Origin of the sequence: Corynebacterium nasorum, from assembly GCF_032821635.1 — a bacterium.
Lineage (GTDB): Bacteria > Actinomycetota > Actinomycetes > Mycobacteriales > Mycobacteriaceae > Corynebacterium > Corynebacterium kefirresidentii.
This window is the reverse complement of record NZ_JAVBIE010000008.1, coordinates 1-18,773: the sequence shown is the minus strand read 5'-3', so window position 1 is coordinate 18,773 and position 18,773 is coordinate 1. Positions and strand designations below refer to the sequence as shown.

Annotated in this window: 19 protein-coding genes; 17 read left to right on the top strand and 2 right to left on the bottom strand. The window is 57.2% G+C overall.

Translation table 11 applies throughout. The features are described from left to right. The first annotated feature begins 2 nt into the window (after positions 1–2). The 3 genes from RAE07_RS07670 to nadC all read left to right on the top strand — a co-directional run bounded on the left by RAE07_RS07670 (position 3) and on the right by nadC (position 3,567). On the top strand, positions 3–1,478 hold the full coding sequence (locus tag RAE07_RS07670) for an amino acid permease (protein ID WP_023021912.1): 1,476 nt from the start codon (positions 3–5) through the stop codon (positions 1,476–1,478). A gap of 130 nt (positions 1,479–1,608) precedes the next feature. Next, on the top strand, positions 1,609–2,631 hold the full coding sequence (gene nadA / locus RAE07_RS07665) for a quinolinate synthase NadA (RefSeq protein ID WP_023021913.1): 1,023 nt from the start codon (positions 1,609–1,611) through the stop codon (positions 2,629–2,631). Beyond that, a complete protein-coding gene (nadC, locus tag RAE07_RS07660) occupies positions 2,632–3,567 on the top strand; it encodes a carboxylating nicotinate-nucleotide diphosphorylase (protein ID WP_316328586.1) in 936 nt (311 codons plus the stop codon). A gap of 59 nt (positions 3,568–3,626) precedes the next feature. On the opposite strand, the gene mfd is transcribed toward nadC, so the two are convergent. Together mfd and RAE07_RS07650 are read right to left on the bottom strand one after the other, a co-directional pair. Continuing rightward, positions 3,627–7,268, bottom strand: coding sequence for a transcription-repair coupling factor (gene mfd, locus RAE07_RS07655; RefSeq protein WP_317001672.1), 3,642 nt, complete (start codon positions 7,266–7,268; stop codon positions 3,627–3,629). After that, complete coding sequence (locus RAE07_RS07650; RefSeq protein ID WP_316328588.1) at positions 7,269–7,874, bottom strand: TetR family transcriptional regulator; 606 nt, start codon at positions 7,872–7,874, stop codon at positions 7,269–7,271. It lies immediately after the preceding gene. A gap of 476 nt (positions 7,875–8,350) precedes the next feature. Here RAE07_RS07650 and RAE07_RS07645 point away from each other — a divergent pair, with 476 nt between their 5' ends. The 14 genes from RAE07_RS07645 (at position 8,351) to RAE07_RS07580 (ending at position 18,704) form a co-directional block, all read left to right on the top strand. Next, positions 8,351–8,815 carry a phage terminase small subunit gene (locus RAE07_RS07645; protein ID WP_317001671.1) on the top strand — a complete coding sequence of 155 codons (465 nt, stop codon included), beginning with the start codon at positions 8,351–8,353 and terminating at the stop codon, positions 8,813–8,815. Positions 8,816–8,819: 4 nt separating this feature from the next. Next, positions 8,820–10,436, top strand: coding sequence for a terminase large subunit domain-containing protein (locus tag RAE07_RS07640; protein WP_317001670.1), 1,617 nt, complete (start codon positions 8,820–8,822; stop codon positions 10,434–10,436). Beyond that, positions 10,433–11,908, top strand: a complete 1,476-nt coding sequence (locus RAE07_RS07635; protein ID WP_369075970.1) for a phage portal protein — start codon at positions 10,433–10,435, stop codon at positions 11,906–11,908. Before RAE07_RS07640 ends, RAE07_RS07635 begins: the two co-directional genes overlap by 4 nt. Beyond that, positions 11,909–12,634: a VG15 protein gene (locus tag RAE07_RS07630; protein ID WP_269966434.1), complete on the top strand. Its 726-nt coding sequence runs from the start codon at positions 11,909–11,911 to the stop codon at positions 12,632–12,634. 92 nt (positions 12,635–12,726) lie between these two features. Beyond that, on the top strand, positions 12,727–13,263 hold the full coding sequence (locus RAE07_RS07625) for a hypothetical protein (RefSeq protein ID WP_317001668.1): 537 nt from the start codon (positions 12,727–12,729) through the stop codon (positions 13,261–13,263). Positions 13,264–13,293: 30 nt separating this feature from the next. After that, positions 13,294–13,719, top strand: coding sequence for a hypothetical protein (locus tag RAE07_RS07620; RefSeq protein ID WP_317001667.1), 426 nt, complete (start codon positions 13,294–13,296; stop codon positions 13,717–13,719). Positions 13,720–13,721: 2 nt separating this feature from the next. Continuing rightward, positions 13,722–14,780 carry a major capsid protein gene (locus RAE07_RS07615; protein WP_317001666.1) on the top strand — a complete coding sequence of 353 codons (1,059 nt, stop codon included), beginning with the start codon at positions 13,722–13,724 and terminating at the stop codon, positions 14,778–14,780. 18 nt (positions 14,781–14,798) lie between these two features. Continuing rightward, positions 14,799–15,182, top strand: coding sequence for a Gp19/Gp15/Gp42 family protein (locus RAE07_RS07610; protein ID WP_284816930.1), 384 nt, complete (start codon positions 14,799–14,801; stop codon positions 15,180–15,182). Positions 15,183–15,207: 25 nt separating this feature from the next. Next, entirely contained in the window at positions 15,208–15,537 is a 330-nt protein-coding gene (locus tag RAE07_RS07605) for a hypothetical protein (protein ID WP_284816929.1), read from the top strand. Beyond that, positions 15,530–15,820, top strand: coding sequence for a hypothetical protein (locus RAE07_RS07600; protein WP_259825038.1), 291 nt, complete (start codon positions 15,530–15,532; stop codon positions 15,818–15,820). The genes RAE07_RS07605 and RAE07_RS07600 overlap by 8 nt, the downstream gene beginning before the upstream one ends. Before the next feature lie 3 nt (positions 15,821–15,823). Further along, complete coding sequence (locus RAE07_RS07595; protein ID WP_284816925.1) at positions 15,824–16,201, top strand: hypothetical protein; 378 nt, start codon at positions 15,824–15,826, stop codon at positions 16,199–16,201. Positions 16,202–16,278: 77 nt separating this feature from the next. Beyond that, positions 16,279–17,271, top strand: a complete 993-nt coding sequence (locus RAE07_RS07590; protein ID WP_317001665.1) for a phage tail tube protein — start codon at positions 16,279–16,281, stop codon at positions 17,269–17,271. Between the two features lie 51 nt (positions 17,272–17,322). Beyond that, the gene (locus RAE07_RS07585; protein ID WP_317001664.1) at positions 17,323–17,952 is read left to right on the top strand and encodes a hypothetical protein; all 630 of its coding nucleotides are present in this window, start codon (positions 17,323–17,325) and stop codon (positions 17,950–17,952) included. Further along, complete coding sequence (locus tag RAE07_RS07580) at positions 17,952–18,704, top strand: hypothetical protein (protein ID WP_317001663.1); 753 nt, start codon at positions 17,952–17,954, stop codon at positions 18,702–18,704. Before RAE07_RS07585 ends, RAE07_RS07580 begins: the two co-directional genes overlap by 1 nt. The last annotated feature ends 69 nt before the right edge of the window (positions 18,705–18,773 follow it).

Below are 18,773 nucleotides of genomic sequence, written 5' to 3'. Positions count from 1 at the left end.
CAATGACCTCCAGCCAGAATAAATCCCACTCCGTGACGTTGTGGACCCTCGTCGCGCTCATTATCGGTTCCACCGTTGGCGCGGGTATTTTCTCGCTGCCGCAAAACATTGCCTCCGTTGCCGGCCCAGGCGCGATGCTCATTGGCTGGCTGGTAGCGGGCGTCGGCATGCTCTCCGTGGCTTTTGTGTTCCAGATTTTGGCCCGCCGCAAGCCGCACCTTGATTCTGGCGTCTATTCCTATGTGCGCGCCGGCCTCGGCGATTTTATTGGTTTTACCTCGGGCTGGGGTTACTGGCTGGGCTCCGTTATGGCGCAGGTGGGGTATGCCACCCTCTTTTTCAATACGCTGGGCCATTACCTGCCGCTTTTCGACGCCGACCATTACTGGTCCTCCGCCATCGCCGTCTCCCTTTTGTCGTGGGGAATTTTCGCGGTACTCGCCCGCGGCATCAAGCAGGCCGCCTTCATGAACCTCATCACCACGATTGCCAAGATCGTGCCCATCCTGGCCTTCGTGGTGCTCATTGCTTTCCTCGGGTTCAGCTGGGATAAATTCACCGTGGATTTCTGGGGACGCGCTTCCGAGGCCAGCGTCTTTGAGCAGGTCCAAGGCATCATGCTCTTTACAGTCTGGGTCTTTATCGGTGTTGAGGGCGCCTCCGTCTATTCCAAGCAGGCCGCTAAGCGCACCGATGTTGGCCGCGCCACCGTCATTGGCTTCGTCTCCGTGCTGGCGCTCTTGGTCTCGGTTTCCACGTTGAGCTTTGGCGTAATGACGAAGGAGGAGTTGGCCGCGCTGCCGGATAATTCCATGGCCTCGGTGCTCACAGAGGTCGTCGGCCCTTGGGGCGGCGCGCTGATTTCCATCGGCCTGTGCCTCTCGGTCCTCGGCGCCTACGTTTCCTGGCAAATGCTGTGCGCTGAGCCCATCGTCATGATGGCCATCGATGGCCTTATCCCCCGCCGTATCGGCACCATCAATGTGGCCGGCGCCCCGTGGGTAGCCCAGCTGATTTCCACCTCTGCCATCCAGATCTTCATCGTCGTCTTCTACGTCAACGAGGCTTCTTATGCCGCGATGGTGCAGCTCGCCACCATCATGTACCTCCTGCCCTATATCTTCTCTTCGCTGTATCTGCTGCTGCTAGCGATACGGGGCAAGGGTGTGACCCACCCGCACGCCGGAACGCGGTTCGATCTCTCTGGGCCGGATATTCCCAGACGCGAAAACCGGCGCCACTTTGGCATCGCGCTGGTGGCCTTCGTGTACTCGCTGTGGCTCATTTATGCCGCCGACCCGGTTTATATTCTCTTTGGCGCCCTCGCCGTCGTGCCGGGAATTATCCCGTACGTGCTCACCCGCCTATCGCGCCGCGAGAAGCTTTTTAATGGATTTGAGTGGTCAATCGTCATCGTGGTGCTGGTGGCCGCCACCGTCGCCGCGGTCGGCCTCGCCCAAGGATCGCTGGAGCTCTAATCACCTGCCCCGCCAGCCGGGCCAGGTCGATACCCTCACCCCGCCATCGCAAGTGGTCTTGCGCACAGACAGTTTAGTACGGTTATAACACCCCACTAATTCCTGTGACTATCACTTCTTTGGAGCACTTGTGACTCAAACCAATGCTAGCGTCATGCCATCTGCTACTCATACCGGTTCGGACCCCGCGGCAGGAAAGGCCTGGGCGGAGCGGATCAAAGAGTTAGCGGAGCAACGCAATGCGGTGATTCTGGCGCATAATTACCAGATCCCGGAGATTCAAGACGTTGCCCACCACACCGGCGATTCCCTGGCGCTGTCCCGCAAGGCGGCGGAAACCGATGCAGATATCATCGTCTTTTGCGGCGTGCACTTCATGGCGGAATCCGCCAAGATCCTGTCGCCACATAAGAAGGTCCTCATCCCCGATGAGCGCGCGGGGTGTTCCCTGGCGGATTCCATCACGGCCGAGGAGCTGCGCGAGTGGAAGGCCGAGCACCCCGATGCCCTGGTAGTCAGCTACGTCAACACCACCGCAGAGGTCAAGGCGCTCACCGATGTCTGCTGTACGTCCTCCAATGCCGTCGATGTGGTCAACTCACTGCCGGCGGATAAAGAAATCCTCTTCTGCCCCGACCAGTTCTTGGGTGCCTACGTAAAACGCAAGACCGGCCGGGAAAATATCCGCATTTGGGCCGGCGAATGCCACGTACACGCCGGCATTAGCGCCCAGCAGCTAACCCAACAGACCCAAAATAACCCGGACGCGGACCTGTATATCCACCCGGAGTGCGGGTGCTCCAATTCCGCGTTGTACCTGGCCAACGAAGGCTTGGTGGCACAAGATCGCGTGCACATGCTTTCTACCGGGCAGATGATCACCCAGTCCCAGAAGCAGCCGCAGAATAAGGTGCTTGTTGCTACCGAGACCGGCATGCTCCACCAGCTGCGCCAGGCCGCGCCGGACATCGATTTTCAGGCCGTCAATGACCACGCCGAGTGCAAGTACATGAAGATGATCACCCCAGCGGCCCTTGAGCGCTGCCTGGTAGAAGAGACCGATGAGGTCACTGTGCCTGAAGATATCGCGAATGCGGCACGCAAGTCCCTCGAGGCCATGATTTCCATTGGCAACCCCGGCGGGGGCGAGTAGATGGAGCGCCTGCTGCTGCCGGACTGCTCCGCGCTCATTGCCACGGCCCTGGAGGAGGATTTCGCCTTTGGGCCGGATTACACCTCGCTTGCCACGGTGCCGGGTGAAGCCCGCTGCACGGCGGAGTTCACCGCGCGCGAGGCCGGCACCATCGCAGGCTTGGGCCTTATCGAAGAGGTCCTTGAGGCCACCGCCCAGCGCTTAGCCCAGTGGGGCGTGGATACCGCGGGCTCCGCGCTTGCCGATGCCCCAGCCCCTACCATCACCCTCCACTCCACCGACGGCGACCGCGTTGCCCCAGGCCAGGTCATCGCCACGGTGCAGGCGCCTACCCTCCTCGTGCTGGCCGCTGAGCGCACCATGCTCAATATGGTCTCGCACGTAAGCGGCATCGCTACGCAGACCCGGCGTTGGGTCGATGCCATCGCAGCAGCAGCGGACACAGGGACCCCGAATAGCGTTAAGCAAGCCCAGGTGCGCGATACCCGCAAGACCCTGCCTGGCCTGCGCGCGCTGCAGAAATACGCCGTGCGCGCCGGCGGCGGGGCGAACCACCGCATGGGCTTGGGCGACGCCGCCATGATTAAGGACAATCATGTGCTCGCCGTGGGTGGCAGCGTGGCAACGGCCCTGCGCCGCGTGCGCGAGCATACCCCTGACATTGCCTGCGAGGTCGAGGTCGATACCTTGGACCAGCTCGAAGAGGTGCTCCCGCTGCACCCGGATATGGTGCTGCTGGATAACTTCGCGCTTGCCGATGTCCTCACCGCCGTCCACCGCCGCGACGCGCGCAGCCCATCCACGGCCCTGGAGGCCTCCGGCGGATTAACCCTCAACCAAGCCGACGAGTACGGAACCTCTGGCGTGGACTATATTGCGGTGGGCGCGCTTACCCACTCGGTACGCGTGCTAGACATCGGGCTCGATTTTTCCTAAGCGCGCCGACAAGGGCGCCGACGTCCTCGTCGGCGCGCTCCTAGTCGACGGTGTAGTGGCTATTCCCCTACGCTGATGACGCTACCTGCGGCGGATTTCTCGCCGGTGACGGTGATCGATTCGACATCGAAAAGCGCGCTCAAAAAGTCCGCCGCCCACTGAATAAGCTCCGTGTCGCGCAGCTTGGGCGAGGTGACATTGCGCCCCGCCTTGGGGAATGGCACGTTGATGGCCTTCGCCGCCGCGCGGAAGCTGGATCCTGGATACAAACGCTTGAGGCGCACCTGCTTGGAATCCGGCAGCTCCACTGGGTGGAACTTGATACGAGTGCCCTGCACAGTAATATCCGATACCCCGGCGCGGCGCGCTTGGTGACGCAGGCGGGCGACGGACAGTAAGCGTAAGACCTCCTGTGGCAGCGGGCCAAAGCGGTCTTCCATTTCCTCAATAACGGCCTTGAGATCATCGTCATCTTGCGAGGCTGCAAGCTTGCGGTAGACCTCTAGGCGCAGGCGCTCGGAATCGATATAAGCCTCCGGGATATGCGCGTCCACGGGGAGATCGATACGGATTTCTTTTGGCCCCTCATCCGTCACGGTAGGAGCTTCGCCGCGAGCGAGAGATTTGAAGGTTTCTACCGCCTCGCCAACAAGGCGGACGTAAAGGTCGAAGCCAACGCCGGCAATGTGGCCGGACTGCTGGGCACCGAGCACGTTACCGGCACCACGCATCTCCAAATCCTTCATGGCTACTGCCATGCCTGCACCAAGGTCGTTGTTCTGGGCGATGGTGGCTAGGCGGTCATAAGAGGTTTCCGTAAGCGTAGCGCCCTTCGGATACAGGAAGTAGGCATAGCCGCGCTCACGGGAACGACCCACGCGCCCACGCAACTGGTGTAGCTGGGACAGGCCCATATGGTGGGCGTTTTCCACAATGAGGGTATTGGCATTAGCAATGTCCAGGCCGGTTTCCACGATGGTGGTACACACAAGGACATCATATTCGCGGTCCCAGAAGCCTTGGACGGTCTGCTCCAGCACTTCCTCGTTCATCTGGCCGTGCGCGACGACGACGCGAGCCTCAGGTACCAAGTCACGCAGCTCGCGGGCCTTCTTTTCAATATCAGAGACCTTATTGTGGATGAAGAAGGTTTGACCATCGCGCAGCAGCTCGCGGCGGATGGCCGCGGCGACCTGCTTGTCTTCATAGGCACCGACGTAGGTCAGCACGGGGTGGCGGTCTTCCGGCGGGGTAAGGATGGTAGACATCTCGCGAATGCCCGCCATGGACATCTCCAAGGTGCGCGGAATAGGTGTAGCGGACATGGTGAGCACGTCCACGCTGGCTTTAAGAGCCTTGATATGTTCCTTGTGCTCCACACCAAAGCGCTGCTCCTCGTCTACGACGATGAGACCAAGGTTCTTCCAGTGCACACCGGTCTGCAGGAGGCGATGCGTGCCAACGACGATATCGACGCTGCCATCGGCCAATCCCTTAAAGATGTCTTTGGCTTCTTTCTTCGAGGTAAAGCGCGAGAGCACCTCGATCTTGACAGGGAAGCCGGTCATGCGCTCGCTGAAAGTATCAAAGTGCTGCTGCGCCAACAGCGTGGTAGGCACCAAAACGGCCACCTGCATGCCGTCTTGTACGGCCTTGAAAGCAGCGCGGATGGCCACCTCGGTCTTGCCATAGCCCACATCGCCGACGACGACGCGGTCCATCGGCACCGTAGATTCCATGTCCTGTTTGACGGCGTCGATTGCAAGCATCTGGTCTTCGGTTTCGACGAAGGGGAAATTATCCTCCATCTCCGCCTGCCACGGATTGTCAGGGGCGAATTGGTGGCCGGGTGCTGCTTGTCGCTTGGCATAAAGCTCAACGAGTTCGCCCGCAATTTCGCGTACTGCGGCGCGCGCCTTCTTCTTGGTGTTCTTCCAATCGGAGCCGCCCATCTTAGACAGGTGGGGCGATTCGCCGCCGGTGTACTTGCTCAGCAAATCCAGAGAGTCCATGGGGACCCAGAGCTGGTCGGCGGGCTGGCCACGTTTCGAGGGTGCGTATTCGAGCACGATATATTCGCGGCGGCTGGTCTCATCGCCGGACTGGATGGTGCGTTCGGCCATCTTTAAGAATTTGCCAATGCCGTGGGTTTCGTGCACCACAAAATCGCCCTGTTTTAGGGCAAGCGGATCGACCTTATTGCGGCGCTTGGCGGGGCGCCGCTTCGCTTCGGCGATATCGCCTACGCGGTTGCCGGTCAGATCGGTTTCGGTGACGACGACCAGCGGGAGGGCCTCGGCGTCCTTGGGCTTTTTCACCTTGGGGAACACCAATCCAGCATGGCTTAGCGCCTGATAGAGGGTGACTTCTCCGGCGGTGGGCTCCCAGCCAGGGGTAGCAACCTTAGTGCGGATGCCCTTTTCCGCGAAGCGATCCACCATGCGCTTGATAGCGCCCTGTGCCGGAGCGATGAAGGCCGCACGGCCCCCGGCGTTGGTATGCGCGAGGAGTTGGGCCATCATGGCATCGATTTCTTCGATATTGCCGCGCGGGGTGGGCCCTGGCTCGAATTCGAGTGGGAGGGTCTCTTCTTCTGGGGCGGCAAGCATTCCCGGTGGGGAAAAAGTCCACAGCGGCAGGTCGGACTCGCCGATGGAAACCTCGAGCGATTCATAGGAGCGGTAGCTCGAGGCCTCGGTATCGAGTCCTTCGGTGGCCAATGGGCCATCAGCACCCATGGCCGCGGCTTCCCAGCCAGCGGCGAGGAACTCAGCATCGGTCTTTTCTAAATCCGCGACGCGGCGACGAATCTTTTCCGGGCCGACCATCACCACGTGAGTGGTGGGGCGGAGGAATTCGGGGAGGGTGATCATGGGGGCGTCGGAAAGCACGGGCAAAAGCGCCTCCATGCCTTCGGCCGGAATGTGCTCGCTCACCTTGGTCAAAAGCTCCACCAAGGCGGGATTACCGGGGTGCTTGACGGCAAGGTCGGCCGCACGCTGAGCAATAGCATCCGTAATAGGAAGCTCGCGGGCAGGGAAAATATCTACGCGGCCGACCTCGATTTCCGGGATGGTGCGCTGGTCAGCTACGGAAAATTGGCGGATATCGGTAATCTCATCGCCCCAAAACTCAACGCGGACCGGATAGTCCAACGTGGTGGGGAAAATATCGATAATGCCACCTCGGGTGGCGTACTCGCCGCGCTTGGCCACCATGTCTACGTGTTTATAGGCGCGGAACTCAAGCTCACGGACCACCTCATCGAAGTCATACTCATGGTCTTCTTCGAGGTGAATGGGAGCACGACCTTCCACTTCCTTGAGGATAGGCTGGGACAGCCCGCGGGCAGCGGTGACGATGACCTGCGCATTGTCCAAGTTGTGCAAAACCTGGGCGCGGCGGCCGATGATGTCGACGCCAGGGCTCAAACGCTCGTGCGGCAGTGTCTCCCATGCCGGAAACATGGCCACCTTTTCCCCCAGCATCGCCGTAAGCTCTGCGCTAAGGTCTTCCGCCTCGCGGCTGGTGGCGGTCACCACCAGCACCGGGGCGTGATGGGCCAAAGTTCCCAAGGCCCACGGCCGAGACTGATCCAAACCTGTGATGTGGAGGTCTTCCCCCACATGAGAAATCATGCCCTTAAGCTTGGGGTCCGAGGCTGCTACCTTGAGCAAGCCGGCCAGCATTGGGGTCGCCATCTATTTGCCTCCTAGCTTGGGCTTTAGTTCCATACCGGACAAACCATTCCAGCATAGATTGACAATATGCGTGGCGACGACTTCCTTGTCCGGGTTGCGCTCATCTAACCACCATTGCGCCGTGGTAGATACCATTCCTACCAGCGCTTGGCCATAAATATCCGCCAAATCCGGCTGGATACCACGGTGTTCAAACGCTTCTCGCAAAATATAAGACACCTGGCCTACCGCGGAATTTAACAGCGTGGAGAAACTGCGTTCATCGCCCGGCTTGGCATCGCGCACCAGAATGAGAAATCCATCGGTTTCTTCCTCAACATAGGTCAAGATGGCCATCACGGCCTGCTCGATGCGCTCGCGCCAGCTGCCGTTTTCCAAAGAATCAGTAATGACCTTTTCCAGTGCCAACATCTCGCGGTCAACAACGACCGCATAGAGGCCTTCCTTACCCCCAAAGTGCTCATAGACAACGGGCTTGGATACCCCGGCGCGAGCCGCGATCTCTTCGACACTGGCCCCTTCAAACCCTAGTTCCGCAAATGCGGTGCGTCCGATGGAAATGAGTTGTTCGCGCCGTTCTCGGCCGGTCATCCTTTGTCGAGCCATACCTTCTACCCTATCCCCCGCCCCGCAATTTGTGATTTACCCGGGTGCGTCAGGTACGCTATGCCTACAGCAATTTGCTGTGTTTCCCCATGGTGTAATCGGCAACACTACGGTTTTTGGTACCGTCATTCTAGGTTCGAGTCCTGGTGGGGAAGCTTTTTCATGTCCCCCTCTACCAGCAAAAACGCTGGTGAGAGGGGGTTTCTCATTTTTTGGCTTCCAGCCGTTTCCAGTCGTTTCCAGCCGTTTCCAGTGGCTTATGTCGTCAAAATGTCGTCAAAATGTCGTCACGTTTTCGCCCCAAAACACACCGTCAAAAACCACTTACACCAGCAACTTCCCACACACATAAAAATGGCTCCGAGCCGAAAATCGACCCGGAGCCATCTCCCCCGAACGGCAGCTGCCACCAAGAAGTATAGCACACTATAATAGAACTAGATAGCTAACAATAGCCGAAAGATTTGGGGGAAATAATGGCAGGACGCGGTCCCGCACCGAAGAATCCAAAATCACGTGCGAGAAGAAACCAACAAAACATCGAACAACGAGAAATCGTTGTCACTTTCGTACCGCAGCCCAAACTCACCGACATCTACGGCCCTACCAACCCCGCCACAGACGAGCCCTGGACAAACCAAACACTCCGCTTCTGGGCCACCTTGTCCGAATTTCCACCATTGAAGACTCAAGGCCTCCAAGAAACTCAGTGGCTTGATTTAGCACGCACCATGATTCTTGATGACGCCTACAACCGCGGCGATACTAAACTCGGTCCTGAACGCCGCCTGCAGCTCGCCCAATACGGCATTACGCCTGACAGTCTTGCCCGCCACCGCATCACCATGGCCACCGCAGACGAAGCTGAAGATAAGCGCCGCGCTTCCCGCGCTGCAGCAGACGTACGCGGCCGCTACCGTAGCTTGAAGGCGGTGGACTAAACCCATGCCTTTTAAACCCCGAGAGCCCGGAGAATTCCCCTCACTAGGTTGGGAATGTTTAGCGTGGATTGAAGAAAACCTCGCCCAGCCAGACTGCGCCGAGTACCAGCCCCTGGTGCTCACGCCTGAGCAGGCTCGTTTTATTCTTCGCTACTACAAGCTCGACCCTGAAACTGGACAACGTGTCTATACACGCGGGATTCTCTCCCGCCCCAAAGGCTGGGGTAAGTCGCCAATTATGGGCGCTATTGGCGCGCTCGAAGCACTAGGACCAGTGTGCTTCGGCGGGTGGGATGCATCAGGGCAGCCCGTGGGAGTTCCATGGTCTGAATTCACCACACCAAAAGTACAGTTTGCCGCGGTCAACGAAGACCAATCCAAGAATGCCTATGGACCATTGCTAGAAATGCTTCGAGATGGTCCAGCTATGCGAAATTATGACATTGACCCCATGGAGACGTTTGTTGCTCTTCCTAAAGGCCGCATAGAATTCATTACCGCGGGCGCATTGTCAAAGGAGGGCGGACGGCCTGTGTGGTTTTCCGCCGACCAGACCGAGGCGTGGACTCAGAGCAACGGTGGTGTGAAGCTAGCTGCAGTGCTACGCCGCAACACAGGCAAGCTAGGCGGCCATTCTATCGAGACCCCTAACGCCTATAGGCCCGGCAGCGGCTCAGTTGCTGAGGAAACCTTTAAAGCCCTCGAACTGCAGCAGCAGGGGCGGCTTAAGCGAGAAACGATTCTAGTAGACCACAGAGAAGCCCCTGATGACACGGACTTAGCTGACCATGATTCCCTTTACCGCGGTCTGGTACATGCTTATGGCGACTCGGCTAAAGATAATGGTGGCTGGGTGGATATTGAGCGCATCATTACCGAGATTTGGGACCCATCGACCGACCCTTCCGATGCGCGACAGTTTTACCTTAATCAGATTGTCTCTTCGTCCGATTCTTTCCTCTCCCACCTCGAGGTAGATGCCATTGAGGATAGGGATAAGGCTGTACAGCCAGGAGACAAGATTGTGTTGGGCTTTGACGGGTCAAGAGGCCGTGTGCGTGGTAATGCGGATGCGACCGCGCTGATTGGCATGCGCGTAACAGACGGGCATCTGTTCGAAGTTGCGGTGTGGCAGTCGAAGAACCCACGCGACCCGGACTGGGAGCCAGATACGCGGCAGGTTGATGCAGTAGTGCGCGACTGCTTTTCTCGTTACCGTGTCGTCGGCATGTACTGCGACCCATCCGGCTGGACTGAGCATGTTTCAGCGTGGGAAGCAGAATTCGCCCCGAAGCTAAAGGTTAAGGCCACCTCGTCGCATCCGTTGATGGCGTGGCCGCGGGGTAAAAGTGCCGCGGTGTACCAATCACTAAGCGAGTTTAGGCAGGCGGTAGTCAACCGCGACATTACCTACGACGGTGGACCGTATTTGCGCGCACACTTGTTGAACGCGAAGCGCAGGGAAACACGTACTGGATATTTGCTTTATAAGTCGTCACCGGAGTCTGCTGATAAAATTGACGCAGCGTATGCAGCAGTCATGGCCTATAAGTGCTACTTGGATGCTGTGTCTCGAGGGGTGTCAAAGCCGAAGAAGAAGAGGGGGTCATTCGTTTTATGATTCGGGGGCTAACGCAAAATGAAGAAGACATTCTAGGAGTCTTAAATACCGAAGTCACAGGACACCGGCAGGGTAATAAGCAGCTGGCGTCATACTATGATGGGACGCATCGTGTGCAGCGCATTGGCGTGGCTGTGCCTCGTACATTGTCGGATATTGGGGTTGTTTCCGGATGGCCGGCAACCGTAGTGGATACCTACGGTGATTTGCTACGCATGGATGGGTTCATCTCGCCTGACTATGGCGAGCAGATGCGGCTAGTCACACGTCGGTTCAATGTTCCGCTTCGAGTCTCTGAAGCTATCTTGGACATGTTGATTTTCGGTCTGGGTCTACTAGCTGTAGAGCCCGACCCACACGGCGTATTCCGCCTGCGGTCAGTATCGCCCTTATCTGGCTCACTGCTGTGGGATGACGCCACAAACGGGCCAGTGGCCGGGTACCGCCGCTCTGGGGTTAATTCCGACGGCGTGTACCGCGAAGTACTCTACCTGCAGGGCGAAGTCATCGTTATTTCCAAAGACTCAACCGACATGGGCACGGTGCGCTCAGTGGAGCGTTTCGACGTTCCTGGAGGCGGGTTCCCGATGTTCAGACTGCGCAATCGCCTGCGCACTTCGCATTGGTCTGGACAGTCAGAAATAACACCAGCCGTGCGGTATCTTACCGACGCTGCCGCCCGTACTTTGGAAAACATGGAGTACAATTCCGAGTTTTATGCTTCTCCTCAACGCTGGGCCACCGGCGCCTCACCCGAGGACTTCGGATACGACCCGGAAGGCATGACGGAGTTCGACCGCGTTGAAATGGGCTGGCGTACCTCTATCGGCAAGATGCTTGTCATCAACGGCGATGAAGACGACCCCAAGCAGCCCAGCGTCGGACAATTCGCGTCGTCTCCTCCTACTCCATTTATCGAGCAGGTACGTGCCTATTCTCAGTTGATCGCTTCTGAGTCGAAGATTCCTGCACAGTATTTTGGTTTCATGACGGAAAATCCGCCCTCGGGTGACTCGATTCGTGTGTGGAAAGAGCAACTGATTCGCGCCTCTGAAATTAAGACGGAATTAATGAATCCGGATTTGCTGGAGCTGGCCCGCGTGCTAGTGCAGGTGTCTGACCTCGACCAGGACGTCGGCATTGAGGACCTCGTCGACGGGCTCGAAGTGGATTGGCGTGACCCGGCTACTGCGTCCAAGGCCGCTGATGCTGATTGGGCTCTAAAACTACTAACTTCCGGAGTACTCGCACCTGATTCCGAAGTACTGCTGAAGAACCTGCATTTTTCAGCCGCCGACCGACTCCAAATCGAGCAGGAAAACCGCAGTAAACGCCTATCACAACTGGCAAAGGTGCTACAGGCCTCGACACCTCAAGACCAAGAAAATACCGAATCGCCACACCAAAACTCCGAAAAGGTGGCACCGTCACCGCGTGAAAACGCCAGCGACGACGCCAGGCAGGAACGCTAGATGAACGCGGTAGACCCACAACGGCCTTGGTCCTCAATCACACCCGTCGTCGACTCCATCGCCCGCCAGGCCATTACGGACCTCAACTCACGCGCCCTCGTGATACCGGACTTGACGGCGGACCCTTACCGACAAAAAGAACTCCTCCGGCAAATGGTGCGCGAAACCATCGACTCCTACGGCACCGCCGTCTCCGACGCCACAATGGCGTGGCTAGAAGAACAGGAAGACTACATGGGAATGCGGCCGGTGGAATGGAAACCTCAGCGAGTGGATTCCCAGCAGGTTGAAGCCCGGATGGCACATGATTTCGCACCGCTGTTTTTTGAGGAGCAAGGTTACAATCGCACGTTGAATTCGATGGGGTTTATCGTCGCTGATGAATTGTATTCCAGGCAGCGTAAAAACACTGAGCATACGGCGTGGAAAGGCGGGGGTTCGTGGGCTCGCGTTGCGCATCCTGGGGCATGTGCGTTTTGCACCCTTTTGGCCTCTCGCGGTTTTGATTACACGTCCCGGTCTACTGCTGGTGGTGGGTATTCCGGTGCTCACTTTCATGACCATTGCCGGTGCCTTGTGATATGCCGTAAACGCGGCCATGTTGAGCTTCCAGAATCGACGATTAGAGCGCAAAAGATTTATAAAAAGGCCCTGGAAGAAGTTGACAGCACGAATCCGGATGCTGTGCTGAAGGTTATGCGCCAGGTGGGTGACCTGAGCAAATGAACACGTGTGCTATTATTTTGGGTGGTTACGGTTTGTATCCGGAAGGGATGAATGAGGCCGTAGTCCACAAACTGAACATTTAGGGGGAGACTGTGCCGCACGAGGACGCACGCACTGACAAGTCCGAAAAGGACACCACCAGCGTGGATGCTGCCACCAACGCCGCAAAGGCTGAATCCGAAACCGCACCACCCGACTACCGTAAAAAGTACGAGGACATGCGGTCCCACTCTCGCACGTGGGAAACCCGGGCGGAAAAATCATTAGCGCAAGTTGAGCAGCTTACCGCGGATAAAGAGAAACTCGAATCCACGATTAAAGACCTACAATCCGAGCTCTCTACGGCCCATAGGCAAGTTGAAGATGCTCAGCACAATCGTGATTTGATTATCCACATCGCGGAACTCGGCGGCGACGTAGAGCAACTATTCGATTCGAAAAGCTTCTGCGCAGCTGTCGATAAGCTCGACGCTGACGATGACGATTTTGAATCCACGCTTAAAGACCTCATCGGTAAGCACTCCCCCGCCGCCCCTACATCGTCGCGACTTACCTGGGAATCACCTAATCAGGGCATTTCTCGGGGTGAGGAGCTGTGGCAAAGGCGTAAAAAGCGCCAGGGGGCGTAGTCCGCATTCATCACATCATCGGGGGATATTATGCACTTTCGGCCAGAATTTGACCGTTACTCTCCCAGCGACCTGTCGTGGCTGGGCTCTCGCCACGCAGTAGATAACGCCGAAACCGGCACGCTGGGCGAGAAGACTACCCATATTCGCACGTCCGTCCTGCCCTCTGGCACCGCCTTGCACCGCGAAGGCGACTACTGGGTGCCAGTGACGTCAAAGACGCAGTCCGTGGACGGGTTTCTGCTGACGGACCAGGACAATAATCCAGGCGAGGTTGTGCCGATTGTCTGGCACGGCCGTGTTCGCATTGACCGCCTTCCGGATTCCAACAACCGCGTGAACATCGCAGATTGCGACCATGCAGAGTTCACATTCGTGCACGAACCGAACGGTTCCTTGTGGAATGAGGATGGCTCCACCAACTTCGATGCCATCGGCGACGTACGGGAGGATTAATCATGGGTTCTACGCAAATTTGGAACGAGGTCCTCTCGCCTGAGGACCTGACTATCTACGCAAACCACTACCTGAACGACCTGCAGGCCGCCGGTGGTTCCCTGTCAGCTTACTTCCCAGACCAGCTGATAAACGATACGGTCTTCAGCTGGATGACCGAGCAGGACACCGGACGCCTGGCTGAGGTGCGCTCTGCAGACGCTGAGACGCCGATTGGCTCCATGGGCGGCGGCCAGAAGGCCATGATGCAGATGCCTCTGATTGGTCAGAAGGTCCGCATCAACGAGATGGACCAGCTGCGTAGCTTCCACCAGGGTGATTCCCAGTTCCAGGAAGATGACATGACCAAGGCCACCGAGACGGTTGTCCGCGCAGTTGCTAACCGCGTCGAGGTCGCCCGCGGTGACGTTCTCACTACTGGCCGTGTGCGCTATATCGAAAATGGCGCCATCGTCGACGCCGGCATTGGCCGCGATGAGGAATTCGAGGTCACCCCGAAGAAGCACTGGGATGACCAGGACTCCGGCGCCCTGGAAGACATCATCTCGTGGGCTATGGCCTATGAGGATGCCAACGGTACCAAGCCGGGCACCATTATTGCCTCGCCGAAGGTTATCCAGAAGCTGCAGACGAATAAGCAGTTCCGCGATGCGGCGAATACCACCGGCGAGCTGGCTCGAGTCTCCTCCGGCGCTATTAACGCTGTGCTGCAGGACCAGGGACTTCCGGGCATTACGTCGTATTCTCGTTCTGTGCGTGATGGTAAGGCTGCGCGCCGAATTCTCGATGAGAATACGCTGTACTTCCTGCCGCCGGAGACTCAGTCTGGTCTGCTGGGCTATACCGTGTGGGGCCAGACGGTGGAGATGAACTCTCCGGAGTACAACCTATCTGGCGCTGGTCAGATTGCGGTGGGCGCTTGGCGTGAGAACGACCCGATGGCGTATTGGGTTCGTGCTAATTGTGCTGTTCAGCCGATTCTGACGAATCCGAATATGGCCATGGTTGCTCACGTGGTTAAGCCTGGTTCGACGAAGAAGGCTGGCCGTAGCGCTAAGTAGTCCAGTTTGGGGGTTCACGTGGACACATATTGCACGATTGACGACGTTACTGACCGTTTAACCATTGAGGCGGATAAGGACGATAAACGTCTTATTTCGGCGATGGTTGATGAAGCCATGGTTGCTATTGATGCTTATTTGGGTAAGCATTTTGATGAGTCAGTTCCGGCGGCGGTTCGTGTGGTGTGTGCTCGTGTGGCTGCCCGCGCTGTCTCTCGTGGCTTGTCGTCTGCTCCTGTGGGTGCTGAGTCTCAGTCGTTTACTGCGGGTCCGTTTTCGACGAGTCAGAGTTTCGGGTCGAATTCGAATGCTGGCGGCGTTTTCTTAACGGCTGAGGATAAGCGTATGCTGCGCTCGGTTAGGGGTGGTCGTCGTGGCGCGTTCACGGTCTCGCTCTACTAAGTCGGGGTACCCACTCCCCTACAATGTGCAGGTTCGCCGTCGTGAGGATTCGGGGGAAGATTCTTTCGGTAATCCAGCAACTAGGTGGGGTAAGCCAAAGAATATTCGGGCTGCTGGTTGGTCTATTAGCGATTCCCCGGAATCTGGTCCGGATGATAAGGATATTCGGCGCGTGGATTGGGCCGGTGCGTTGTTTGCGCTTCCAGGTGATGTGCATGCCGGTGATTTAGTTCAACTCGGTGGTGTGGATTTCGTGGTTGCCGATGGCGGCCATGATTTCACGCATGGGCCGTGGTGGGACCCGGGCTTGGCGGAGTATAAGCTGCGTATTTTTGAGGGGGTAGAGCGTGGCTGACAACTTTAAGTTCAAGATGAATCACCAGTTTTTTAACCGCGTGCTCAAGGAATCATCGGAAACTAAGCAACTGGTTGATAACAAAGCCGAGGAGTTCCGGTCGAAGGTCGGCGAGCACTACGTCGTCAAGGAAGCGGAACCTGGTCATCGTAGGTGGCGTGCGCTTATCGTGCCGACTCCGTATGACTGGGAGGCCTACGGGCACGAGAAGAAGCATAATGCTTTGCAAAAGGCTGTAGGCGCCTACCCGGTCGCCTCGAAGTCACCGAAGAAGGGAGATTAAGTAATGCGGCATCCATCTGCGATTGTTGTCTCATGCTTAAAGCGGTGGCTTAAAGGCTCCGAGTTCGACGGAGTGCATGTAGCTACCAAGGTTCCGGATGGGTTTGTTGGTCCTATGGTTCGGGTTGATGCTGCTGCTCCTGACCGAGAGACACCGGTTACGGACCGCACTCGCATCATGCTGCAGGTCTACGGCACCGACGATGAGTACTGCGTGGACTTACTGTCCGCCTGTCTGGAGGGTATGGAGGTCTCTTACCGTGCTGAGGGGGATATTTTGGATTGGGATACTGATACCGACCCATATATTTTCCCTGACCCGGATAGGCCTTCTGCTATTCGTTGGCAGGGCGCGGGCACATTGTGGACAGCGCTAAGTTAAGTATTTTTCATGTATAGTATGTGGTAACTGCTCTGCTTGGGGTGGTTACTCGGGGTAAAAAATTTGGGGGAATTCGCATGTCACGTATGCGACAAAACATTGTTGTCGGCGCGCCCGAGGTCAAAAGCGGCGGCGCCGCATGGATTGGCATGGCGGGCATCAACCCGCTACAGACACCACACTCTGCGTCTGTCAGGGTGGCTGCACTACCAACTGTCAACAAGTTCAGCCCAGCTGGCTACATCAGCGAAGACGGACTAACCAAGACTGTCGACCGTGATACCGAAAAGGTTGTGGACTGGAATGGTGACACCATGGCAGTGTTGCAGTCCAACCACTCGGTGCAAATCAAGTGCAAGTTCCACGAGATTGTCAATTCTCACGTTGCTACCGCCGTAATGGGCGAAGGCAACTTCCGTTCCCGTCATGATGGACGAGCAGTCCAGATGATTGACAACGCTACGGAAACTCCGTACCGCTCATTCATCTTTGACATTCACGGCGGCGAAGACCTGAAGGGACGCTTGTTCATCCCGAATGGTCGCGTCACCGAGCTCGACGACCAGGTGTTCTCGCGAGGTGAGGTCGTAGGCTTCGACGCCACGATTGAGTGCTTCCCGGATGAAAACGGAAACAACCTCTACACCTACATTGACCGCCGCAACGTCAAGAAGGATGACGATGACCGCTTCCCAGATGATGGGCTACCGGTTGTGTCCCTGGCAGAAATTGAAGACATTGTCCGTAATGCCCTCGATGGTCTGCCAATCTCGCCGGATTTGGTTGCGGGTCTTTTCTACTCGCTCATTGACGGTAAGGGCGGATTGAACCTTGATTTCATCGAAAAGCTCACTACGCACCTGGCACCGCTTAACGGCGTGGACGATTTGCTGCAGCTGATTTCCGACCTGTTGGAAGGCAAAGACGCCGCCACGCTGATTAAGGACGTGGAAGCACTACCGTTTACTCCGCTGAATCGTCACAACCGTTGGGCCCAAGCAGTTGTAGACCTGCTTACCGGCTCCGGCGGACGTCAAACCATTGATGACCTAACCGGCGGAATCATCTAAACACTCACCTATTCGGGTAATTTTAAACACTACATTTTGGGGGAATATTTCATGGCCAACAACGACAGCCTGCTTTCTCAGATCACTAACTCCATCCGCGACCTGCAGCAGGAAGGCGGCGTGGAAAAGGACACTGCTGATTCTCTCACCGGCATGTTCTCTAATTTCAATACCATCATCGACAAGATTTCCGAATCCATTCCGCAGCAGGTCTCCATGCTGGGGCGCACTGTCAAGGACGCCAAGACCCTTGCCGATGACCTCAAGCAGATTCTCGGCGGACCATTGGTCTTCCCAGGCACTGGCGTTCCTTCAGCTATCAAGGGCATCGAAGACGCACAGACTCGCCTACATGACCTCGTGGCCGAACAGTTCGGCGATGCTGAAGCTCTCCCCGACAAGGCCGCAGAACATGTGAAAGAACTAGCAGACCACGCCGGCAAGGTTGGTGCCGCTGTGGATGATTTCGTTGGTTCTTCGTACGCTAAGAAGCTGTTCGACGGAATCACCCCGGGCGATGGCTTCCCAGAACTAGTAAGCAAGTTTGACGCTCTTCCCGAGGCTGACCGCAAGAAGCTCACGGACTTGGTCACCGGCATTGGTTCCTCCGCCCAGCCAATCGGTGCTGCCCTCATCAACATTCTGCGCGCATTCAACGAGGACACCAAGGAGGAAAAGTAATGGAATACAAGTACACTGACCGCGATAGCTACGGCGAATTCAACCCCACCCACCTCGTGGACCGCCTCGAATCGGCCGGCGTTATTCCACACGAAATGGCAGACGCACTCACCCAGGTTTCTAGCGCACTGCTGAACCTGGGTGACGATACTCGCAGTGAAGTTGAAAAGGCTATTTCTACCCTGGTGGATGAAGCTGAAACCGGCCAGGAAGTCCTGGATACCCTCAAGGCGAATATCGATACCGCTATTCATGAGCCGGACCCGCTGAAGAAAGTTGCCGACTTTAAGTCCGCGGCTGATGAGCTCGTTGATGGGCTTGAGGGACAGCTGAAGGACCTTGGTCTGGAGAAGGTCTCTGACCTTTCTGAGATTCGTTCTGTTGCCCGTGACTTTGCTGAGGCGTTGGATACGCTGAATGCTTCGGCACCGATTGCACAGGTGGTTAAGAAGCTGCCTGGTGGTGCTTTGCCTGGCCATGTGTTGGAGGCTTTGGCTGAGCTGCGACAGGATGAGCTTGATGAGCTGGCGAAGCACTTTGACGCTGTCACTGAGCGTGGTGGCAAGCTCATTGGCGAGTTGGCTTCCTTGGGCGCTGATGAGGCTGTGCGCAAGGCTGTGAAGGCTGCTGAGGGATTGTCTCCTTTGCTGGCTGTGGCTTTGGCAGCGGGCTCTGTTGTTGCCCAGGGCGCTGAGGCGGTGGGCCTGACCCCCGGAAAGTGGACACGTCGGGGGTTAGCTATGCTGCTCTAGTCAGTGTAGCTGAATTCTCGGCTTCAAAGACGTCAGGAGCTGAAAGATTGCACCAGGAGTGCCGTCGGC